Raw genomic sequence first — 16200 nt, 5'->3', positions numbered from 1 at the left:
TGGATCCGCTGAATGTGAGTGAGACAATCCGGTCATGTTAGTCGAGAAAAACGTGGCGCTCCAGCCCTACAACAGCTTTGGCATCCAGGCGCGCGCCCTGAAGCTGGTGCGCGTGCATTCGCAGGAAGCGCTGGAGGAGATGGTTTCAGGCCTCGCCCAGGAGGTGGGCGATGCTGTGCCGCCGTTGGTGCTGGGCGGTGGCAGCAACCTGGTGATCACGGGCGACATCAAGACCCTGGTGATCAAGGTCGAGATTGCCGGGCGGCGTTTGCTGGAGGAGCAGGAAAAGGGCTTCGTCGTAGAAGCGGGTGCGGGCGAAAGCTGGCACGACTTCGTGGCCTGGACGCTGGAACAAGGTTGCCCGGGGCTCGAAAATCTGGCGCTGATCCCGGGCTCCGTGGGCGCGTCCCCGGTGCAGAACATTGGTGCGTACGGTGTTGAGCTGCAAGACCGGTTTCATTCGCTCGATGCAGTGGATCTGCGCACCGGCCGGGCCTTCACGCTGAATGCGGCGCAGTGTGGGTTCGGCTACCGCGACTCGGTGTTCAAGCACGCGCCTTCGGGTGACAAGGGCCTGGGACTCTCGGGGTGCGCGGTGATCACGCGGGTCCGTTTCTGGTTGCCCAGGCCATGGAAACCGGTGCTGGGGTATGCGGACCTCGAACGCAAAATCGCCGAGACCGGCATCCAACAACCCGATGCCCGTCAGATCTTTGATTGGGTCTGTGCGATCCGCCGAGCCAAGCTGCCCGACCCGGCGGTGATCGGCAACGCCGGCAGCTTCTTCAAGAACCCCACGGTGAGCGTGGAGCAGTGTGCCGACATCATTGCTCGCGATCCGAAGGTGGTGCACTACCCCATGGCCGATGGCAGCATCAAGCTGGCCGCAGGCTGGTTGATCGATGCTTGTGGCTGGAAGGGCCGGGGCGTGGGCAACGCGGGCGTGTACGACAAGCAGGCCCTCGTGCTGGTGAACCGGGGTGGCGCCACCGGGGGGGAAGTGATGACGCTTGCCAAGGCCATCCAGACCAGTGTGTATGAGCGCTTCGGGATCTTGCTGGAGCCTGAGCCCGTGGTGGTCTGATCCGTTCGGCCTCCCGTTTCACACCCGCCCGACCTCAAGGCCCGACGATGGCGGGTGGCCGGCTCCGCGAATATCCCCCGAGTCGGCTTCGCCGCCTCTCCTCCTTTATTTCGCTACGCCAGCCACCCGCCATCGTCGGGCCGCCAGCATGCAGGCGTGCGAAGGTTGAATGCCAGCGCGCCATGACTCTCCGAATCCGCGAGGTATCAGCAACAAGAGCGGTTACTCGCCTTCAAGCTTCAACATCTGCGATCCCTCACCCAGGGATAGCAAACCCGTCTTGGCGTAAATGCCCAGCTTGGCGCGCGTGTCCACGATGTCCAGGTTGCGCATGGTCAACTGGCCAATGCGGTCCAGCGGGCTGAAGGGCGCGTCTTCCACCTTTTCCATGCTCAGACGCTCGGGCGCGTAAGTCAGGTTGGGGCTTTCCGTGTTGACGATCGAATAGTCGTTGCCGCGGCGCAGCTCCACTGTGACTTCTCCGGTGATGGCGCGCGCGATCCAGCGTTGAGCCGTTTCGCGCAACATGATGGCCTGCGGGTCGAACCAGCGACCCTGGTACAGCAGGCGGCCCAGGCGCAGGCCGTTGATGCGGTACTGCTCGATGGTGTCTTCGTTGTGGATGCCGGTGACCAGCCGCTCGTAGGCGATGTGCAGCAGCGCCAGGCCTGGGGCCTCGTAGATGCCGCGGCTCTTGGCCTCGATGATGCGGTTTTCGATCTGGTCGCTCATGCCCAGACCGTGGCGCCCGCCGATTTCATTGGCCTTGAGGATCAGGTCCACCGGGCTGGTGAAGGTCTCACCGTTGAGCGCCACCGGCTGGCCTTCCTCGAAACGCACCGTCACGGTTTCGCGCTTCACTTCAACCTCATCTTTCCAGAAAGCCACGCCCATGATGGGGTTGACGATGTGGATGCCGGTGTTCAGGTGCTCGAGGTCCTTGGCTTCGTGCGTGGCGCCGAGCATGTTGCTGTCGGTGCTGTAGGCCTTTTCGGCGCTCATCTTGTAGCCAAACCCATTGGCGGTCATGAAGGCGCTCATTTCGGCGCGGCCACCCAGTTCGTCAATGAACAACTGGTCCAGCCAGGGCTTGTAGATCTTCAGGCTGGGGTTGGTCAGCAGTCCGTAGCGGTAGAAACGCTCGATGTCATTGCCCTTGAAGGTGCTGCCATCGCCCCAGATGTGCACATCGTCTTCCTTCATGGCCGCCACCAGCATGGTGCCAGTCACGGCGCGACCCAGCGGCGTGGTGTTGAAGTAGGTCACGCCCGCGGTGCTGATGTGAAAAGCGCCGCACTGCAGCGCGGCGATGCCTTCGTGCGCCAGTTGCGTGCGGCAGTCGATCAGCCGCGCCTTCTCCGCGCCGTACTGCATGGCCTTGCGCGGGATCTCGTCGTAGTCCGGCTCGTCGGGCTGGCCGAGGTTGGCGGTGTAGGCGTAGGGGACCGCACCTTTCTGCTTCATCCAGAGCAGGGCGGCGCTGGTGTCGAGTCCGCCAGAAAATGCGATGCCGACTTTTTGCTGGAGAGGGAGGTTCTGGAGAATGGTGGCCATGGTGTGGTGAGGGTGTCTGCGGAATCAGCCGAAGTGGCAGATGTAGTGATAGGTCTCGGCGACCCGAATTTCGAAGCTGCTGTTGGCGGGAATGCTGAACTTGTCGCCAGGCGCCGACTTCAGCCACGCTTCAGTGCCAGCGAGCTTGTACTCGCATGCGCCAGCCACGCACTCCATGATCTCTGGTGCACCTGTGTTGAAAGTGAGCGTGGCGGGCAGTATCACGCCCACCGACTTTTTTGTGCCATCCGGAAAGGTGAGGCCGTGGCTGATGCATTTGCCGTCGAAATAGACGCTGGCCTGGGTGGTCACGGCAGCGCCGTCGATGTGGGTGGTGGTCATTGCAATTCGGTGGATGAAGGCTTTGAGGCGGATCTGCGATTTTAGGTCCGCAACCAGAGGGGCCCGTACGCGGCGTGCGATCCGTGGAGCACACGACTCAAAGGCGGCCCTGCCACTCTGCAGGATCAAAGCCCACCGTCAGGCTGGAGGGCCGGGCCGTCTGCCAATGCACCACCGGTCGTTTGATCACGCTGGGTTGCGCCAGCATGAGGGCCCGTGCGCTGGTGGCATCCGTCACGCTTTCGCGCGTGGACTCGTCCAGCTTGCGCCAGGTGGTGCCCTTGCGGTTGACCAGCGGTTCCCAGCCCAGGGCAGACAGCCATTGGTCAAGCTCTGCCTCTGGCACGCCCTGCTTCTTGAAATCGTGAAATTGATGTGCGATGCCGTGCTGGGTAAGCCAGGTCCTGGCCTTTTTGACGGTGTCGCAATTGGGAATGCCATAGACGGTGATCATGGACCAGGATTGTGCGGCAAACCCTTCGCAACATGCCATGGTGGGGGCAGTGGGAAAATGCACCATGCTTGAAATTCCTCTGCCCGATCACCCCACCACCCTGGCCGACTGGCTCGCGCACTGCGAGCGCCTGCACCCCAAATCCATCGACATGGGACTTGAGCGTGTTCAGCGCGTGGCTCAGCGCATGGGGCTGGTGATGTCTTGCCCGGTGATCACGGTGGCGGGTACCAATGGCAAAGGGTCCACCTGCGCCATGCTGGAAGCCATCTACAGCGAGTCAGGCTATCGCACCGGTGTCTACACCTCGCCTCACCTGGTCCATTTTGAGGAGCGGTGCCGCATCGCCGGCGTGCCTGTGGAGGCTGCCACCTTGCTGCCAGCCCTGGCCGAGGTGGAGCAGGCCCGCGCCGGGCAGGGCGACGATGAGCCCGTCAGCCTCACCTATTTTGAATTCACCACCCTGGCGATCCTCCAAACGCTGGCTCGAAGCGGTCTGGATGTGGTGATTCTGGAAGTCGGTCTGGGGGGGCGGCTCGACGCGGTCAACATCATTGACACCGACTGTGCCGTCATCACCTGCATTGCGCTCGACCACATGGCGATGCTGGGCAATGACCGGGAGGCGATCGGCTATGAAAAAGCCGGGATCATGCGCACCGGTCGCCCGGTGGTGGTGAGCGATCCGGTGCCGCCGCAAAGTGTGATCGATCGCGCCACCGAGGTGGGTGCCGATCTTTGGCGCGTTGGCAAAGATTTTCATTTTGCCGGCGATCAGCAGCAATGGGGCTGGGCCATGCACCCTTCTCACGGGGGACGGCGGTACAGCGGGCTGGCCTATCCCGCCCTGCGTGGATCGAACCAGCTGGTCAATGCGGCCGGTGTGCTGGCAGCTGTAGAGGCGCTGCGTGCCAGGTTGCCGGTGACCGCCCAGGCGGTGCGCAACGGACTGGTGCTGGTGGATCTGCCAGGCCGTTTCCAGATCGTTCCCGGCACGCCCACGCTGGTGCTGGACGTGGCCCACAACCCGCATTCGGTCGCGGCACTGACCGAAAACCTCGATGCCATGGGCTACTACCCGACCACCCATGCCGTGTTCGGGGCCATGGCCGACAAGGATTTGTCCGCCATGATCGAGCGCATCGCACCCCTGATCGACCACTGGCACCTCACCGAGCTGCCGCTGGACCGCGCCATCAAGACCGACGCGCTGCGACAGAAGCTGGATGCCCATCCAGCGACTGCGCCCGGGGGGAAATCCAGGGTGGCGGGCTGCCATGCCGACCCCATGAGCGCCCTGCGTGCGGCCGTGTCCCTGGCAGACCCCGCTGATAGAATCGTGGTCTTCGGGTCCTTCTTCACCGTGGGCGGTGTGTTGCAGCAAGGCGTGCCTCGCTTGTCGGCCCGACACCTGACCGCCTGAGGCCGGCCACTCGTCGCAGTGGCCCCGCAATCCTTCATTCCGAATGATCAAATCCCGCGCTGCCTCTCAGGGCAATTCCCCGACACCTCCACCGCAAAGCATTGAGGCGGTGCGCCGGCGCGCCAGACACAGGCTCATTGGTGCAAGCATTCTGGTGTTGGTGGGTGTGGTGGGGTTCTCACTTCTGTTCGACACACAGCCGCGTCCTATTGCCGTCGACATTCCGATCGAAATTCCCTCAAAAGCGGCCCCTTTGGCGCCGGAAGCCGGTGCTCGTACGGCCGTTGCAGAACCGGCCGCCACGAGCCTCAGAAACAGCGTCGAGGCATCCGAGCGCGCACAGGAAGAGCCGGTCGCCGCAGCGCCTGTTCAGGCGCCAGCGCCTGCCGCACGCCCGGTCACCGCGGCAGTCACGGCACCAGCAGACCCGCCGCGTGTTCTGGCGCCAGCGCCCGCGCCGGCTCCCGCACCTCCGCCCGACGTGCCTTCCATCGCCAGGAATGCTGCTCCTGTGCCATCTGCGCCGGCGGCGGCATTGGTTGGTTCTGACGGCAGTGCCACGGTGCGTCTGGTCGTGCAAGTCGGCGCGTTTGCCGAACCCGCTCGTGCCAGAGAAGTGCGCCAGAAGATTGAAGCGGCGGGATTGAAGACCTATACCCACGTGGCCGAGACCAGCGAAGGTCCTCGCATCCGGGTGCGTCTTGGACCCTTCTCAAGTCAGGCGGAAGCCGACCGGGTGGCGGCTCGGGTCAAAGCGCTGGGTTACCCCGCCCGCATCCTGACGCTCTGAGAGGCTGAGAGTCGCACGCCCATGCCCGCACACCCTTCCGAAACGCTCGGCTTCTGATGCCCCACTGGACCGAGCCCACATGGGATTGATGGACTGGGCGTTGCTTGCGGTGCTGGCGTTTTCCGCACTGCTGGGGCTGTGGCGCGGGCTGGTGTACGAAGTGCTTTCGGTGGCCGGATGGGTGGCGGCGTTTGTACTGGCTCAGGCTTATGCCGTGGACATGGCGCAAGTGCTTCCCATGGAGGGTGCGTCACCAGCGCTGCAGATTGCAGCAGGGTTTGCACTGGTCTTCATCGGGGTCGCTTTTGCTGGTGGATTGTTGGCCTGGCTGGTGCGCAAGCTGGTGGCAACGATAGGGCTCAGGCCCGTTGACCGGATTTTGGGTGGTGCGTTTGGGGTCTTGCGGGGAGTGGTGATGTTGCTGGGGTTCGCCGTGGTGGTGAACATGACGCAATTGCAGCACAGCGAGTGGTGGCGCACCTCTGCAACGGGTGCGGCTTTGACAATGACGCTGCACGAGCTCAAGCCCCTGTTGCCTGTGGCAGTGGCGCACTACCTGCCCTGAAGCAGGGGTCTGTTTTTCTCTTCTAGGAAGCTTATATGTGTGGAATCGTGGGCGTGGTCAGCCAGACGCCGGTCAATCAGCTGATCTACGATGCGCTGCTGCTGTTGCAGCACCGTGGGCAGGACGCTGCCGGCATCGTGACGCAGCAGGGCCGGAAGTTTTTCATGCACAAAGCCAAGGGCATGGTGCGCGACGTTTTTCGCACCCGCAACATGCGCGCATTGCCCGGCAACTGCGGGCTGGGACAAGTGCGCTATCCGACCGCTGGCAACGCATACAGCGAAGAAGAGGCTCAGCCCTTTTACGTGAACGCCCCGTTCGGACTGGTGCTGGTGCACAACGGCAACCTCACCAACGCCCATGCGTTGAAGCAGGAGCTGTTTCAGACCGACCACCGCCACATCAACACCGAGAGCGACTCAGAAGTGTTGCTCAACGTGCTCGCCCACGAGCTGGAGAAGGTCACCAGGGGCATCACTCTGAAGCCGGCCGATGTGTTTGCTGCCGTGCGCGGGGTGCATCAGCGCATCAAGGGTTCGTATGCCGTGGTGGCGCTGATCGCCGGCCACGGCCTGGTCGCTTTCCGTGATCCGCACGGCATTCGGCCCCTGTGTGTGGGGCGAAACGACCAGGGTGTGATGGTCGCCAGCGAATCGGTCACGCTGGACGGCAACGGCTTTGAACTGGATCGGGATCTGCTTCCAGGCGAAGCGCTGTTCGTGGACCTGGAAGGCAACATGCAGTTCCAGCAATGCGCCGATCAGATCAGTCACCATCCTTGCATCTTCGAGTATGTGTATCTGGCCCGGCCAGATTCCGTGCTGGATGGAATCTCGGTCTACCAGGCGCGCTTGAATCTGGGTGTCACCCTGGCCAAACGGGTCGTGTCCACCGTGCCACCCAATGAGATCGACGTGGTGATACCGATCCCGGAATCGTCCCGTCCAAGCGCCATGGAACTGGCGAAGCTGCTGGGTCTGCCCTACCGCGAGGGTTTTGTGAAAAACCGCTATGTGGGCCGCACCTTCATCATGCCGGGGCAGGGCGTGCGCAAGAAATCGGTGCGCCAGAAGCTCAATGTGATTGGCAGCGAATTCAAGGGCCGCAATGTGCTGCTGGTGGACGACTCCATCGTGCGCGGCACCACCAGCCGTGAAATCGTGCAGATGGCGCGCGACGCCGGTGCCCGCAAGGTGTACCTGGCCAGCGCTGCGCCTCCCGTGCGCTACCCCAATGTGTACGGCATCGACATGCCCACGCCCGACGAGCTGGTGGCTCATGGCCGCACCGTTGAAGAGGTGCGGGAGAGCATCGGCTGCGACGCGCTGATCTACCAGGATGTGGATGGAATGAAGCAGGCGATTGGCTCGCTGAATCCGAAACTCTCTGGTTTTGACGCGTCCTGCTTTGACGGTGTGTATGTGACCGGCGACATCACGCTCGAAGACATCGCGCGCCTGAACGCCGGGCGCGACATGAGCGAAGAGGGCGAAGAAGACACGTCGCGTCTGGCCCTGCCCAACGCGCAAACCGCCTGAGAGTCGCTGTCGATGAAACCGAAAAAACACGAACTGCATCGCGACACGTTGGCCGTGCGCGAGGCCGTGGCGCGCAGCCCATACGGCGAAAATTCCGAGGCGCTCTTCCTCACCAGTGGCTACGTGCAGCCCAGCGCGGAAGCGGCCGCCCGCCGCTTTGCAGGCGATGAAGAAGGCTTCACCTATGGTCGCTATGGCAATCCCACGGTGGCCAGCTTGGAGCAGCGCCTGGCAGCGCTCGAAGGTGCCGAGGCCTGCATATCCACCGCGTCCGGCATGTCGGCCATTTTGATGATGTGCATGGGGTTGCTCAAGGCGGGCGACCATGTGATCTGTTCGCACTCCATGTTCGGTTCCACGATCAAGCTGATCGGTTCCGACCTGGCCAGGTTCGGTGTCGAATCCACTTTCGTTTCGCAAACCGACGCCAGCGCATGGAAAGCCGCATTGCGGCCCAGCACCCGGCTGCTGTTTGCCGAGACGCCCACCAACCCGCTCACTGACGTGTGCGACATCCAGGCCCTGGCCGATATTGCCCACAGCGCGGGTGCCTTGCTGTGTGTGGACAACTGCTTTGCCACGCCGGCGCTGCAGCGCCCAATGGCCTTCGGTGCCGACATCGTCATGCACTCGGGTACCAAGTACCTGGACGGGCAGGGCCGGGTCATGGCCGGCGCCCTGTGCGCCAGCGAGGCGCTCGTCACGAAAACCTTTCTACCCGTGCTCAAGAGCGCAGGCATGACGCTGGCGCCATTCAACGCCTGGGTGGTCCTGAAGGGGCTGGAAACGCTGGACATCCGCATGCAGGCCCAGTCGGCACGCGCGCTCCAGCTCGCGCAGTGGCTGCAGGCACACCCCGCCGTGGCCAAGGTGCATTACCCGGGCCTGAGCAGCCACCCTCAGCATGAGCTGGCCATGGCCCAGCAGTCGAATTGCGGTGGCGCCGTGCTGTCGTTTGAAGTGAAGGCATCAGACGCCGACCAGGCGCGTGCGCGGGCGTTCCATGTACTGGACTCGCTGCAGGTGCTGTCGCTCTCCACCAATCTGGGCGACACAAAGACGCTGGTGGCCCACCCGGCCAGCACCTCGCACGGCCGCCTGACCGAAGCCCAGCGCCAGACCGCTGGCGTGGTGCAAGGCCTTGTTCGCGTGGCCGTGGGCCTTGAGCACATTTCCGATATCCAGGCCGATCTCGACATCGGCCTCACGACCCTTTGACATGACCGTTCGCACCCGCTTTGCACCATCGCCCACAGGGTTCATCCACCTCGGCAACATCCGTTCTGCTCTTTATCCCTGGGCGTTTGCGCGCTCCACCGGTGGCGTCTTCATCCTGCGCATCGAAGACACCGATCTTGAACGCTCATCGCAGGAGGCCGTCGACGTCATCATCGAAGGCATGAAATGGCTCGGGCTCGATCACGACGAAGGCCCGTTCTATCAGATGCAGCGCATGGACCGCTACAAGGCCGTGCTGGGCGACATGGTGACCGCCGGGCTGGTGTATCCCTGCTACATGAGCGTGGCCGAGCTTGACGCGCTGCGCGAACGCCAGATGGCGGCCAAGGAAAAGCCACGCTACGACGGCACCTGGCGGCCCGAGCCTGGCAAGACACTGCCGCCCGTGCCTGAGGGTGTGAAACCCGTGCTGCGCTTCAAAAACCCGCAGGGGGGTTTGGTGACCTGGGACGACAAGGTCAAGGGCCGCATCGAGATCAGCAACGACGAACTCGACGATCTGGTGATTGCGCGTCCCGACGGCACGCCCACTTACAACTTCTGCGTGGTCGTCGACGACATCGACATGACCATCACGCACGTGATCCGCGGCGACGACCATGTGAACAACACGCCGCGCCAGATCAACATCTTCCGTGCGCTCGGCAAAGAGCCGCCGGTCTACGCTCATCTGCCCACCGTGCTGAACGAGCAGGGCGAAAAGATGAGCAAGCGCAACGGCGCCAAGCCCGTCACGCAGTACCGCGACGAAGGCTACCTGCCCGACGCCATGGTGAACTACCTGGCGCGCCTGGGATGGAGCCACGGCGACGACGAACTCTTCAGCCGCGCTCAGTTCCTTGAATGGTTCAACCTTGACCACCTGGGCCGCAGCGCCGCGCAGTTCGACGAAGCCAAGCTGCGCTGGGTCAATGCCCAACACCTCAAGGCGATGGATGACGCTGTGCTTGCGCCCATCGTGGCGGATCAATTGACGCTGCGTGGCGTGAACGCTGATGGACGCCTTCCCCGCATTTGTGGCTTGTTCAAGGATCGCTGTGACACCACGGTCGCGCTGGCAAATTGGGCCAGTGCGTTCTACGGCGCCGTCACGCCATCTGACGAGGAGCGTGCGCAGCACCTGACCGACGCGATCAGGCCCGCGCTCGCCACCTTGGCCGCCAAATTGGCCGACTGCGAGTGGAGCAAGTCAGGGATTTCGGTAGCGATCAAGGAAACCACCATCGCTCACGGCATCAAGATGCCGCAACTGGCCATGCCAGTGCGTGTCCTGGTCATGGGTACCGCGCAGACGCCTTCTCTGGACGCGGTGCTCGAACTGCACCAGCGGCAAACTGTTTTGGATCGCCTCCAAAACAGTTAAAAAGTGTCTTATAATTTGAGGCTTGCTGATTTGCACCGGGCAGTGACATGCCAAGAGTAAATTGACAAACCCTGTGGGGGTATAGCTCAGCTGGGAGAGCGCTTGCATGGCATGCAAGAGGTCAGCGGTTCGATCCCGCTTACCTCCACCAAAATTTCAGGGTTCTGCAAAGTTGCCGAAGAAGAACATGGTTCTTCAGATGCTACAATGCAAGGCTCGAAAAAGCGCGGTTGAGATTGCCGCGTTTCGGTTAGTCCCAAGGTTTTGACCCTATCGTCTAGAGGCCTAGGACATCACCCTTTCACGGTGAGTACCGGGGTTCGAATCCCCGTAGGGTCGCCAGAATTTGCCGCAAGGCATCTCAGGCACAAGTGGTTGGCGCTTGGTTCGCAAGGACGAATGTCATCTACCAGGAGTGGTAGTTCAGTTGGTTAGAATACCGGCCTGTCACGCCGGGGGTCGCGGGTTCGAGCCCCGTCCACTCCGCCAGGATAAAGCCCCGTAAATCAATGACTTACGGGGCTTTTTCGTTTCTGGCGGTGTAACCTACACAGCGCCTTATTCCAAACTTTGGAATATGAATCAACGAACCGGCGCGGCTTTCTTCAGTTTGCGGCGGTCATAGACCTGGCGAATCATGCGGTCGCTGGTGTGGCCCGTGGCGTCTTGGGTGTCGGTCTGGCCGCTGTCGAGCTTGTCGCTCACGCCCTTGGGCCGGCAGTCCTGCAGGCTGAAGCGTTCGAACTTCACGCCACGCCGCGATGCCTCTGCCTGGCAGTCGGTCATCAGGTCATCGAGCACGGCCTTCCAGCCGCCTTTGGTGTAACGCTGGCCGCGCATGTTGCCGAAGATGTACATCGTGCCGGCGACGTGGTTTCGCTTGATCTGCAGCGCCTCGGTGATGGTGGCGCGCAGCTCGGGCGTCCATTCGATCAGCACCGGGGCCTTGGTGCGGCTTTTGCCGTCGGCCCAGACCATGCCGGCGTCAGTGATTGCCTCGCGTGTGATGCCCCGCACCTCCACCGATCGGCGCACGCACAGGTAGGCGGTGCGCAGCGCCATGGCGACGATGTGTCTGGTGCCGCCCCTGGCCCTTCCCACCTCCACGGCCAGATCCAGATCCGCGTCGCTCACGTAGCGGCGCTGGGTCGCGGTCCTGAGCTTGCGCAGGCCTGAGAGTGGGTTCGTGGCGATCATGCCGATGCGCACGCCGTGTTCCAGGATGAGCTGCAGCAGCGATATTTCCTTGTTGCCCTTCGACGGCCGGTTGGCCTGGGCGCAGGCGTCCAGGTAGGCGTATCCGTCGGCCTTGGTCACGTCGGCCGGGTTCATGTGGCCGAATGCCTGGCGCAGGTTGTTGGCCTCGCGCTTGTTCTCCGTGAGAGTGGACGCGGCGCGGCGGTTGATGTCGCCCTCTGGCAGGGCTTCCTGGCTTTTGAACCAGGCGGTGATCAGCTCGTCCACCTGGCCGGCGGTGCGAACCCCGTGCCCCAGCAGCGCGGCCTCACCGATGGCCTTGGCGCGCAGCTCTGCGACCTTGGCGCGATCGTCGGCCGCGCATGAATACCTGAACGCCCACTTCCCGTCTGGCTGCTTGTATCCGATGCTGTAGGTGCGCAGGCCCTTGCGCTCATAGACGCGGTAGGGCAGGCCGTCGGGGTTGTCGCGGCGGCGGATCATGCTGCTCTGCGCAAGAAGGTGGTGTTCACGGTGGGCCGGGTTTGGTTGGTCCTGGCGTACTCGCCACGGCAGACCGCATCGTAATGCGGTCGCTCCAGCACCACCTCGCCCAGCCGGTTCCGGTACGCGCGGGTGAAGCCGCGATCGTGCAGGGTTTGCAGCTGGCGCGATGGTGTGCGGTAGCCGGTGATGGCTTCCAGCTCGCTGGCGGTCAATGTCGGGTTCATGTGCGCCCCCTTCCTGTAGTCGGTCGAATCAGCCACACCCACACGCCCAGCAGGCTGCTGGCGGTGAAGGCGACCTGTTGGGCCAGCAGGCCCCAGTGGCCATGTATCCACGCGAAGCCGATCCAGGCGGCGTTGCTGGCCAGGTAGGCCACAAACCCCCAGCCGGCGCGTGGGCCGTTCAGTGCCAGCAGCACGGTGCCCAGCACGCCGAAGGCTGCGCCGGTGAGTTCGAAAATGAGATTCGGGGTGAGGTCCATCATGTGGTCACAGTGAAATGACTTCCACGTCGTGCGGGCGGCGCTTGCCTGAATACAGCGCGTAGATACGCTTCTCGGTGAGGCGGTGGGCACGCACCACGGTGCGTGCGGGCAGCTGCTCGATCAGATCGGCATAGCTTTCCAGCACCATCCGCACGGCGCGCATGCCTGGGCCATCGAGCCGGATGGTCCCGTGGGTGCGGTGGCGCTGCCCAGCGTGTGCCAGGGCAGCAATCGCGTCCTGCAGGAGCCCGGTGGTGTCTTCGGCCACGTGCATTTCGCGGACAAGGGTCTCCAGCAGGTTCACCGCGTCTGAGCAGTAGCGCCAGTCGATGGGCTTCGGCTGTGCGCCGGTTTCCATGGCCACCAGGCCTTCCCACATGCGCGACAGCTGCAGGGTTCTCTTCGCCTCTGGCATCGGCTCGGTCGGGCTGGCCAGCAGCTCGTCGACCATGTTGTAGGTGTAGAGGTGGACGGGTGTGTGCTTGCGGCGGCTCATGGTTTTGACCTCCTGTAGATCTTGCTCAGATCCCCAGCCACCACATGCCCACGGTCCAGCATCAGCCGGGCCACGCGTGCCTGGTCGTTGTGGCTGTGGCTGGCCTGGCGCAGCAGGCCGAAGTAGCTGTTTGCGCTTTGGTGCAAGTCGGGAGCTGGTGCCACCTGCAGGCGGTCCAGCGCGGCGTGCAAGGTGCGCCGCCGGGTCATGCGGCGCCAGGGCTTGATCAGGTGGCCCACGAAGTCCACACCGCGCGCCACGGGCTGCAGGATGGTCTTGCGGGGGTTGATCTGCAGGTGCAGATCAGACAGCAGGTGCTCGATGTTTGCTTTGGCCTGGTTGAGCCATTGCGGGCTGTGGTGCAGCAAGATGAAGTCGTCCACGTAGCGCACGTAGTGAGGTGCGCGCACCTGGTGCTTTACGAACTGGTCAAGGTCATCGAGAAGCACGTTTGCAAAGAACTGGCTGCTGAGGTTGCCAATAGGAAGGCCGTGGCCTTCAGGCGCGTTGAACAGGCTCTTGTGTGGTGGCACCAGAGCGAGTTCGCTGTGGGTGCCGCGCACTTCAACGTCTTGCCGTGGGTCGTGCATCAGGATGGTGGCGGCCAGGGCCATCCACCACGGCTCGGTCACCTGGCGCTGCAGTTGGCCCAGCAAAACGGCTTTGTCGATGCTGACGAAGAAATTGGCCAGGTCACACTTGAGGTAGTGCGCTGGCTCCGTCCAGTTGCGGGTGATGCTTCGCACCTGGTGCTCCAGCCGGCGGGCTGCATAGAGGGTGCCACGGCCTGGGATGCAGGCACAGCTGTCTGCTGTGAAGCGGGCGTGAAAACGCGGCGCAATGTGGTTGTAGAGCAGGTGATGGACGATGCGATCGCGGAACCGGGCGGCCCACACTTCGCGGGGTTTGGGCCGGGTGATGACGAAGCACACTGAGCGGCCTGGCTGGTAAGTGCCGCTGGCCAGCTCTTCGTGCAACTGGAACAAGTTGTGCTCAGCTTGGGCCTCGAAGGCCTGCGCACTGGCGCTGTTGCGCTTGGTGAGCCGGCAATCGAGGTAGGCTTGCACGAGTAGCTGAAACAGGTGTGGATCTGCGGACGGCAACAGCCGAGCCCTCGTAGCTCTTGTGGTTGTTGTTCTGGTTGCCGTTGTTGAAGTTGCAATTCCAGGCGTAGGAGGCGCAACCATCGCGCGGTTCAGGCCGCCCGGCCGAGGGCCTTCGCCGATGTGGCGGTGGGCATTCAGCGGGGCGGTTGCACCGGACCTGGCTATCGTGTGATTGCCGGTTTCCGTGATGTGCATGGCCGTGGCCTTGTGGGCCAGGGGCGCGACCAGATTCAATATACGCACGGGCATGAGGGCCTTGACCGTCATGCTGCAGGCGCCCTGTTGGCGTTTTTGAGCCACCCGCCGGCCTGTTTGCCGATGCTGCCCAGCAGCTCGATGCTGTCTGCCCAGAGCTTGGGAGAGAGGTATCGGCTGTCGTGGCTGACCCGCAGCAGCACTGTGATGGCGCGCTGCTTGGCCAGCAACTGCTCGATGTACCCGGTGCGTACCTGGCGCTGCGTGGCATTGGCCAGGGCCATGAGGTCGAGCATGTCCACACAGTGCTGGGTGATCTTCTCGCCCAGCGCGCGCTTGACGGTGCGTGGCATCTGCACCTGAACCTTGACTGCGAGGTCAAGCAGGCGCACGCCGGTGCGGTAGATCGGGAGATCGGTATGCAGGGCCATGGTGGTGTGACTCAGTTCAAAAGGATTGAAGAATTGAAGGACTCAGATGAATCTGCGGACGGCAACAGCCGAGCCCTCGTAGCTCTTGTGGCCGTAGCTCTGGTAGCCGTAGCCGAAGTAGCAATACCAGGCGCAGGAGGCGTCTTCTTTGTGCGATTCGCAGGACCAGTGCCAGCATGGGTCGAGGTGCGGCTTGCAGTTGGCGTAGAGCAGGGCTTGCTCTTGCCGGGTGGGCAGTGAGCCATCCACGGATTCAGCCCATTCCATGGCCGCAGCCCATGTGAGCTTGGTGGCGGGGCGCCGGGCCATCAGCACCAGGTGGTGCTGTATCTGTCCGTCTTCACTCAGCACGGTGCCTGCGTAGCGTTCGCCGTGGCGCAGCTCGACCTCGAACTTTGGAAAAATCAGATGGGTGGTGTGGCTGGTGAGCTGCTGAATGAGCGCGGCCAGTTCGGCCTGCTTTTGCTGGATGGTTTCAAGAGTGATCATGTTGATGCGGGCTCCGGGGGAAAAAAGGATTGAAGGATCAAGCGGTGAGGTGAATCAAGCGGACGGCAACAGCCGAGCCCTCGTAGCTCTTGTGGCCGTAGCTCTGGCCGCCGAGGCCGAAGTTGCAACTCCAGGCGTAGGAGGCGCCGTCTCCATCGGCCGTCCAGTGCCAGTTGGGGCGCAGTTGTTCCTTGAGGTTCGCGAACAGCAGGGCGGCCACTGGGCGGCTGGGCAGCTCACCGTCTTGCTTTCCTGCCCATGCCTTGGCGGCTTTCCAGTTCAGGTCCGTGCCTTGTGCTGGAAGAAGAACTGCAGCGCAGTGGGTGCCGTCCGGCTTCGTGGTGAGGCCAGCGAAGATGCCGCCTTCGAGGGTTTCTCCGATGGCGGGGAGTTCGGCGATGGTGATTTGGGTTTTCAAGGGTTGCTCCTGTAGGGTGGTGGTTGGGGAAATCAGGTGGTGACTGGGTTGCATGGCGTGCTCTCTCAGCACGGTCTGAACAGCGCTGTTGCTCCGATCAATGAACGCCTGGAGCTGCTCTTCCTCGTCGCTGTTCTCGGGCTCAATGGTTTGCACCACCTTCACGGCGTTTTCGAGCAGGCCGGCGAGCACCAGGCACTGGCCGCGCAGGTGTGTGACCTGGTCTGTCATGGCTGCACCCCCTTCACATCGAAAAACTTCAGCTGCCCGTTGACCGGAAAGAAGGGCAGCGGCTTGCTGTCCTGGCACACGAAGCCGAACGGGCCGGTGAACCATGGCGACGGGTGCTCGGTGACGCAGTCGGTGATGGTGGTGACGCCCACCACGCCGCCGCGCTCCAGCTCTTCGAAGGCCGGCATGTGGGTGAGCAGGCCGCCGCCGATCAGCTGCTCGCTCACCTCTTCGTAGTCGCGCCTGGGCATGGTCTTGCCGGCGTGGATGAGGATGCGGCCGCGACACTCGGTGGACCCGTCGCGGTTTTCCACC

18 protein-coding genes, 3 tRNA genes and 1 pseudogene are annotated in these 16200 nt (G+C 63.0%); 10 read left to right on the top strand and 12 right to left on the bottom strand.

Translation table 11 applies throughout. The features are described 5' to 3' along the window. The first annotated feature begins 34 nt into the window (after positions 1-34). On the top strand, positions 35-1084 hold the full coding sequence (murB, locus tag Q7V46_RS00110; RefSeq protein ID WP_304911463.1) for a UDP-N-acetylmuramate dehydrogenase: 1050 nt from the start codon (positions 35-37) through the stop codon (positions 1082-1084). 222 nt (positions 1085-1306) lie between these two features. Here the strand turns inward: murB and argG are convergent, their stop codons facing one another. The 3 genes from argG to Q7V46_RS00095 form a co-directional block, all read right to left on the bottom strand. Continuing rightward, positions 1307-2638 (bottom strand): argininosuccinate synthase, encoded by a 1332-nt coding sequence (argG, locus tag Q7V46_RS00105; RefSeq protein ID WP_304911462.1) that lies wholly within the window; start codon positions 2636-2638, stop codon positions 1307-1309. A gap of 24 nt (positions 2639-2662) precedes the next feature. Continuing rightward, positions 2663-2980, bottom strand: coding sequence for a pyrimidine/purine nucleoside phosphorylase (locus Q7V46_RS00100; RefSeq protein ID WP_304911461.1), 318 nt, complete (start codon positions 2978-2980; stop codon positions 2663-2665). A gap of 97 nt (positions 2981-3077) precedes the next feature. Then, positions 3078-3434 (bottom strand): ArsC family reductase, encoded by a 357-nt coding sequence (locus Q7V46_RS00095; protein ID WP_304911460.1) that lies wholly within the window; start codon positions 3432-3434, stop codon positions 3078-3080. A gap of 64 nt (positions 3435-3498) precedes the next feature. Between Q7V46_RS00095 and folC the strand changes: the two genes are divergently transcribed. The 9 genes from folC (at position 3499) to Q7V46_RS00050 (ending at position 10841) form a co-directional block, all read left to right on the top strand. Beyond that, the gene (gene folC, locus Q7V46_RS00090; RefSeq protein ID WP_304911459.1) at positions 3499-4857 is read left to right on the top strand and encodes a bifunctional tetrahydrofolate synthase/dihydrofolate synthase; all 1359 of its coding nucleotides are present in this window, start codon (positions 3499-3501) and stop codon (positions 4855-4857) included. A 43-nt stretch (positions 4858-4900) separates the two neighbouring features. Next, positions 4901-5647, top strand: a complete 747-nt coding sequence (locus Q7V46_RS00085) for an SPOR domain-containing protein (protein ID WP_304911458.1) — start codon at positions 4901-4903, stop codon at positions 5645-5647. 79 nt (positions 5648-5726) lie between these two features. After that, positions 5727-6212, top strand: coding sequence for a CvpA family protein (locus Q7V46_RS00080; RefSeq protein ID WP_304911457.1), 486 nt, complete (start codon positions 5727-5729; stop codon positions 6210-6212). 35 nt (positions 6213-6247) lie between these two features. Next, positions 6248-7750: an amidophosphoribosyltransferase gene (purF, locus tag Q7V46_RS00075; RefSeq protein WP_304911456.1), complete on the top strand. Its 1503-nt coding sequence runs from the start codon at positions 6248-6250 to the stop codon at positions 7748-7750. 12 nt (positions 7751-7762) lie between these two features. Then, positions 7763-8968, top strand: a complete 1206-nt coding sequence (locus Q7V46_RS00070; protein WP_304911455.1) for an O-succinylhomoserine sulfhydrylase — start codon at positions 7763-7765, stop codon at positions 8966-8968. A gap of 1 nt (position 8969) precedes the next feature. Next, positions 8970-10352, top strand: coding sequence for a glutamate--tRNA ligase (gltX, locus tag Q7V46_RS00065; RefSeq protein WP_304911454.1), 1383 nt, complete (start codon positions 8970-8972; stop codon positions 10350-10352). Positions 10353-10427: 75 nt separating this feature from the next. Then, positions 10428-10503, top strand: a tRNA-Ala gene (locus Q7V46_RS00060). Positions 10504-10618: 115 nt separating this feature from the next. Next, positions 10619-10694, top strand: a tRNA-Glu gene (locus Q7V46_RS00055). A gap of 70 nt (positions 10695-10764) precedes the next feature. Next, positions 10765-10841 (top strand) — tRNA-Asp (locus Q7V46_RS00050). Between the two features lie 93 nt (positions 10842-10934). Here the strand turns inward: Q7V46_RS00050 and Q7V46_RS00045 are convergent. The 9 genes and pseudogenes from Q7V46_RS00045 to Q7V46_RS00005 all read right to left on the bottom strand — a co-directional run. After that, a complete protein-coding gene (locus Q7V46_RS00045) occupies positions 10935-12032 on the bottom strand; it encodes a hypothetical protein (RefSeq protein ID WP_304911453.1) in 1098 nt (365 codons plus the stop codon). Continuing rightward, on the bottom strand, positions 12029-12259 hold the full coding sequence (locus Q7V46_RS00040) for a DUF4224 domain-containing protein (protein WP_304911452.1): 231 nt from the start codon (positions 12257-12259) through the stop codon (positions 12029-12031). Before Q7V46_RS00040 ends, Q7V46_RS00045 begins: the two co-directional genes overlap by 4 nt. Continuing rightward, positions 12256-12519, bottom strand: a complete 264-nt coding sequence (locus Q7V46_RS00035; RefSeq protein ID WP_304911451.1) for a hypothetical protein — start codon at positions 12517-12519, stop codon at positions 12256-12258. Before Q7V46_RS00035 ends, Q7V46_RS00040 begins: the two co-directional genes overlap by 4 nt. Before the next feature lie 4 nt (positions 12520-12523). After that, positions 12524-13015, bottom strand: a complete 492-nt coding sequence (locus tag Q7V46_RS00030; protein WP_304911450.1) for a hypothetical protein — start codon at positions 13013-13015, stop codon at positions 12524-12526. After that, positions 13012-14082: an RNA-directed DNA polymerase gene (locus tag Q7V46_RS00025; RefSeq protein WP_304911449.1), complete on the bottom strand. Its 1071-nt coding sequence runs from the start codon at positions 14080-14082 to the stop codon at positions 13012-13014. Before Q7V46_RS00025 ends, Q7V46_RS00030 begins: the two co-directional genes overlap by 4 nt. A gap of 302 nt (positions 14083-14384) precedes the next feature. Continuing rightward, complete coding sequence (locus tag Q7V46_RS00020) at positions 14385-14747, bottom strand: four helix bundle protein (protein WP_304911448.1); 363 nt, start codon at positions 14745-14747, stop codon at positions 14385-14387. 42 nt (positions 14748-14789) lie between these two features. Beyond that, positions 14790-15236: a DUF1566 domain-containing protein gene (locus Q7V46_RS00015; RefSeq protein ID WP_304911447.1), complete on the bottom strand. Its 447-nt coding sequence runs from the start codon at positions 15234-15236 to the stop codon at positions 14790-14792. 37 nt (positions 15237-15273) lie between these two features. Further along, entirely contained in the window at positions 15274-15885 is a 612-nt protein-coding gene (locus Q7V46_RS00010) for a hypothetical protein (protein WP_304911446.1), read from the bottom strand. Continuing rightward, positions 15882-16200 (bottom strand): annotated as a pseudogene (locus Q7V46_RS00005) (hypothetical protein); the annotation flags it as partial. The gene Q7V46_RS00010 and the pseudogene Q7V46_RS00005, both read right to left, overlap by 4 nt.

It is taken from the genome of Hydrogenophaga sp., from assembly GCF_030651625.1.
In the GTDB taxonomy this organism is placed as follows: domain Bacteria; phylum Pseudomonadota; class Gammaproteobacteria; order Burkholderiales; family Burkholderiaceae_C; genus Hydrogenophaga.
The sequence above is the reverse complement of the archived record's forward strand: the minus strand, read 5'-3'. Positions and strand labels throughout refer to the sequence as shown.

Coding starts and splice junctions, on each gene's coding strand:
- Q7V46_RS00095 (WP_304911460.1), bottom strand. CDS start 3,434: ATGATCACCGTCTATGGCATTCCCAATTGCGACACCGTCAAAAAGGCC.
- gltX (WP_304911454.1), top strand. CDS start 8,970: ATGACCGTTCGCACCCGCTTTGCACCATCGCCCACAGGGTTCATCCAC.
- argG (WP_304911462.1), bottom strand. CDS start 2,638: ATGGCCACCATTCTCCAGAACCTCCCTCTCCAGCAAAAAGTCGGCATC.
- Q7V46_RS00040 (WP_304911452.1), bottom strand. CDS start 12,259: ATGAACCCGACATTGACCGCCAGCGAGCTGGAAGCCATCACCGGCTAC.
- Q7V46_RS00045 (WP_304911453.1), bottom strand. CDS start 12,032: ATGATCCGCCGCCGCGACAACCCCGACGGCCTGCCCTACCGCGTCTAT.
- folC (WP_304911459.1), top strand. CDS start 3,499: ATGCTTGAAATTCCTCTGCCCGATCACCCCACCACCCTGGCCGACTGG.
- Q7V46_RS00035 (WP_304911451.1), bottom strand. CDS start 12,519: ATGATGGACCTCACCCCGAATCTCATTTTCGAACTCACCGGCGCAGCC.
- murB (WP_304911463.1), top strand. CDS start 35: ATGTTAGTCGAGAAAAACGTGGCGCTCCAGCCCTACAACAGCTTTGGC.
- Q7V46_RS00030 (WP_304911450.1), bottom strand. CDS start 13,015: ATGAGCCGCCGCAAGCACACACCCGTCCACCTCTACACCTACAACATG.
- Q7V46_RS00080 (WP_304911457.1), top strand. CDS start 5,727: ATGGGATTGATGGACTGGGCGTTGCTTGCGGTGCTGGCGTTTTCCGCA.
- Q7V46_RS00020 (WP_304911448.1), bottom strand. CDS start 14,747: ATGGCCCTGCATACCGATCTCCCGATCTACCGCACCGGCGTGCGCCTG.
- purF (WP_304911456.1), top strand. CDS start 6,248: ATGTGTGGAATCGTGGGCGTGGTCAGCCAGACGCCGGTCAATCAGCTG.
- Q7V46_RS00010 (WP_304911446.1), bottom strand. CDS start 15,885: ATGACAGACCAGGTCACACACCTGCGCGGCCAGTGCCTGGTGCTCGCC.
- Q7V46_RS00085 (WP_304911458.1), top strand. CDS start 4,901: ATGATCAAATCCCGCGCTGCCTCTCAGGGCAATTCCCCGACACCTCCA.
- Q7V46_RS00100 (WP_304911461.1), bottom strand. CDS start 2,980: ATGACCACCACCCACATCGACGGCGCTGCCGTGACCACCCAGGCCAGC.
- Q7V46_RS00015 (WP_304911447.1), bottom strand. CDS start 15,236: ATGATCACTCTTGAAACCATCCAGCAAAAGCAGGCCGAACTGGCCGCG.
- Q7V46_RS00070 (WP_304911455.1), top strand. CDS start 7,763: ATGAAACCGAAAAAACACGAACTGCATCGCGACACGTTGGCCGTGCGC.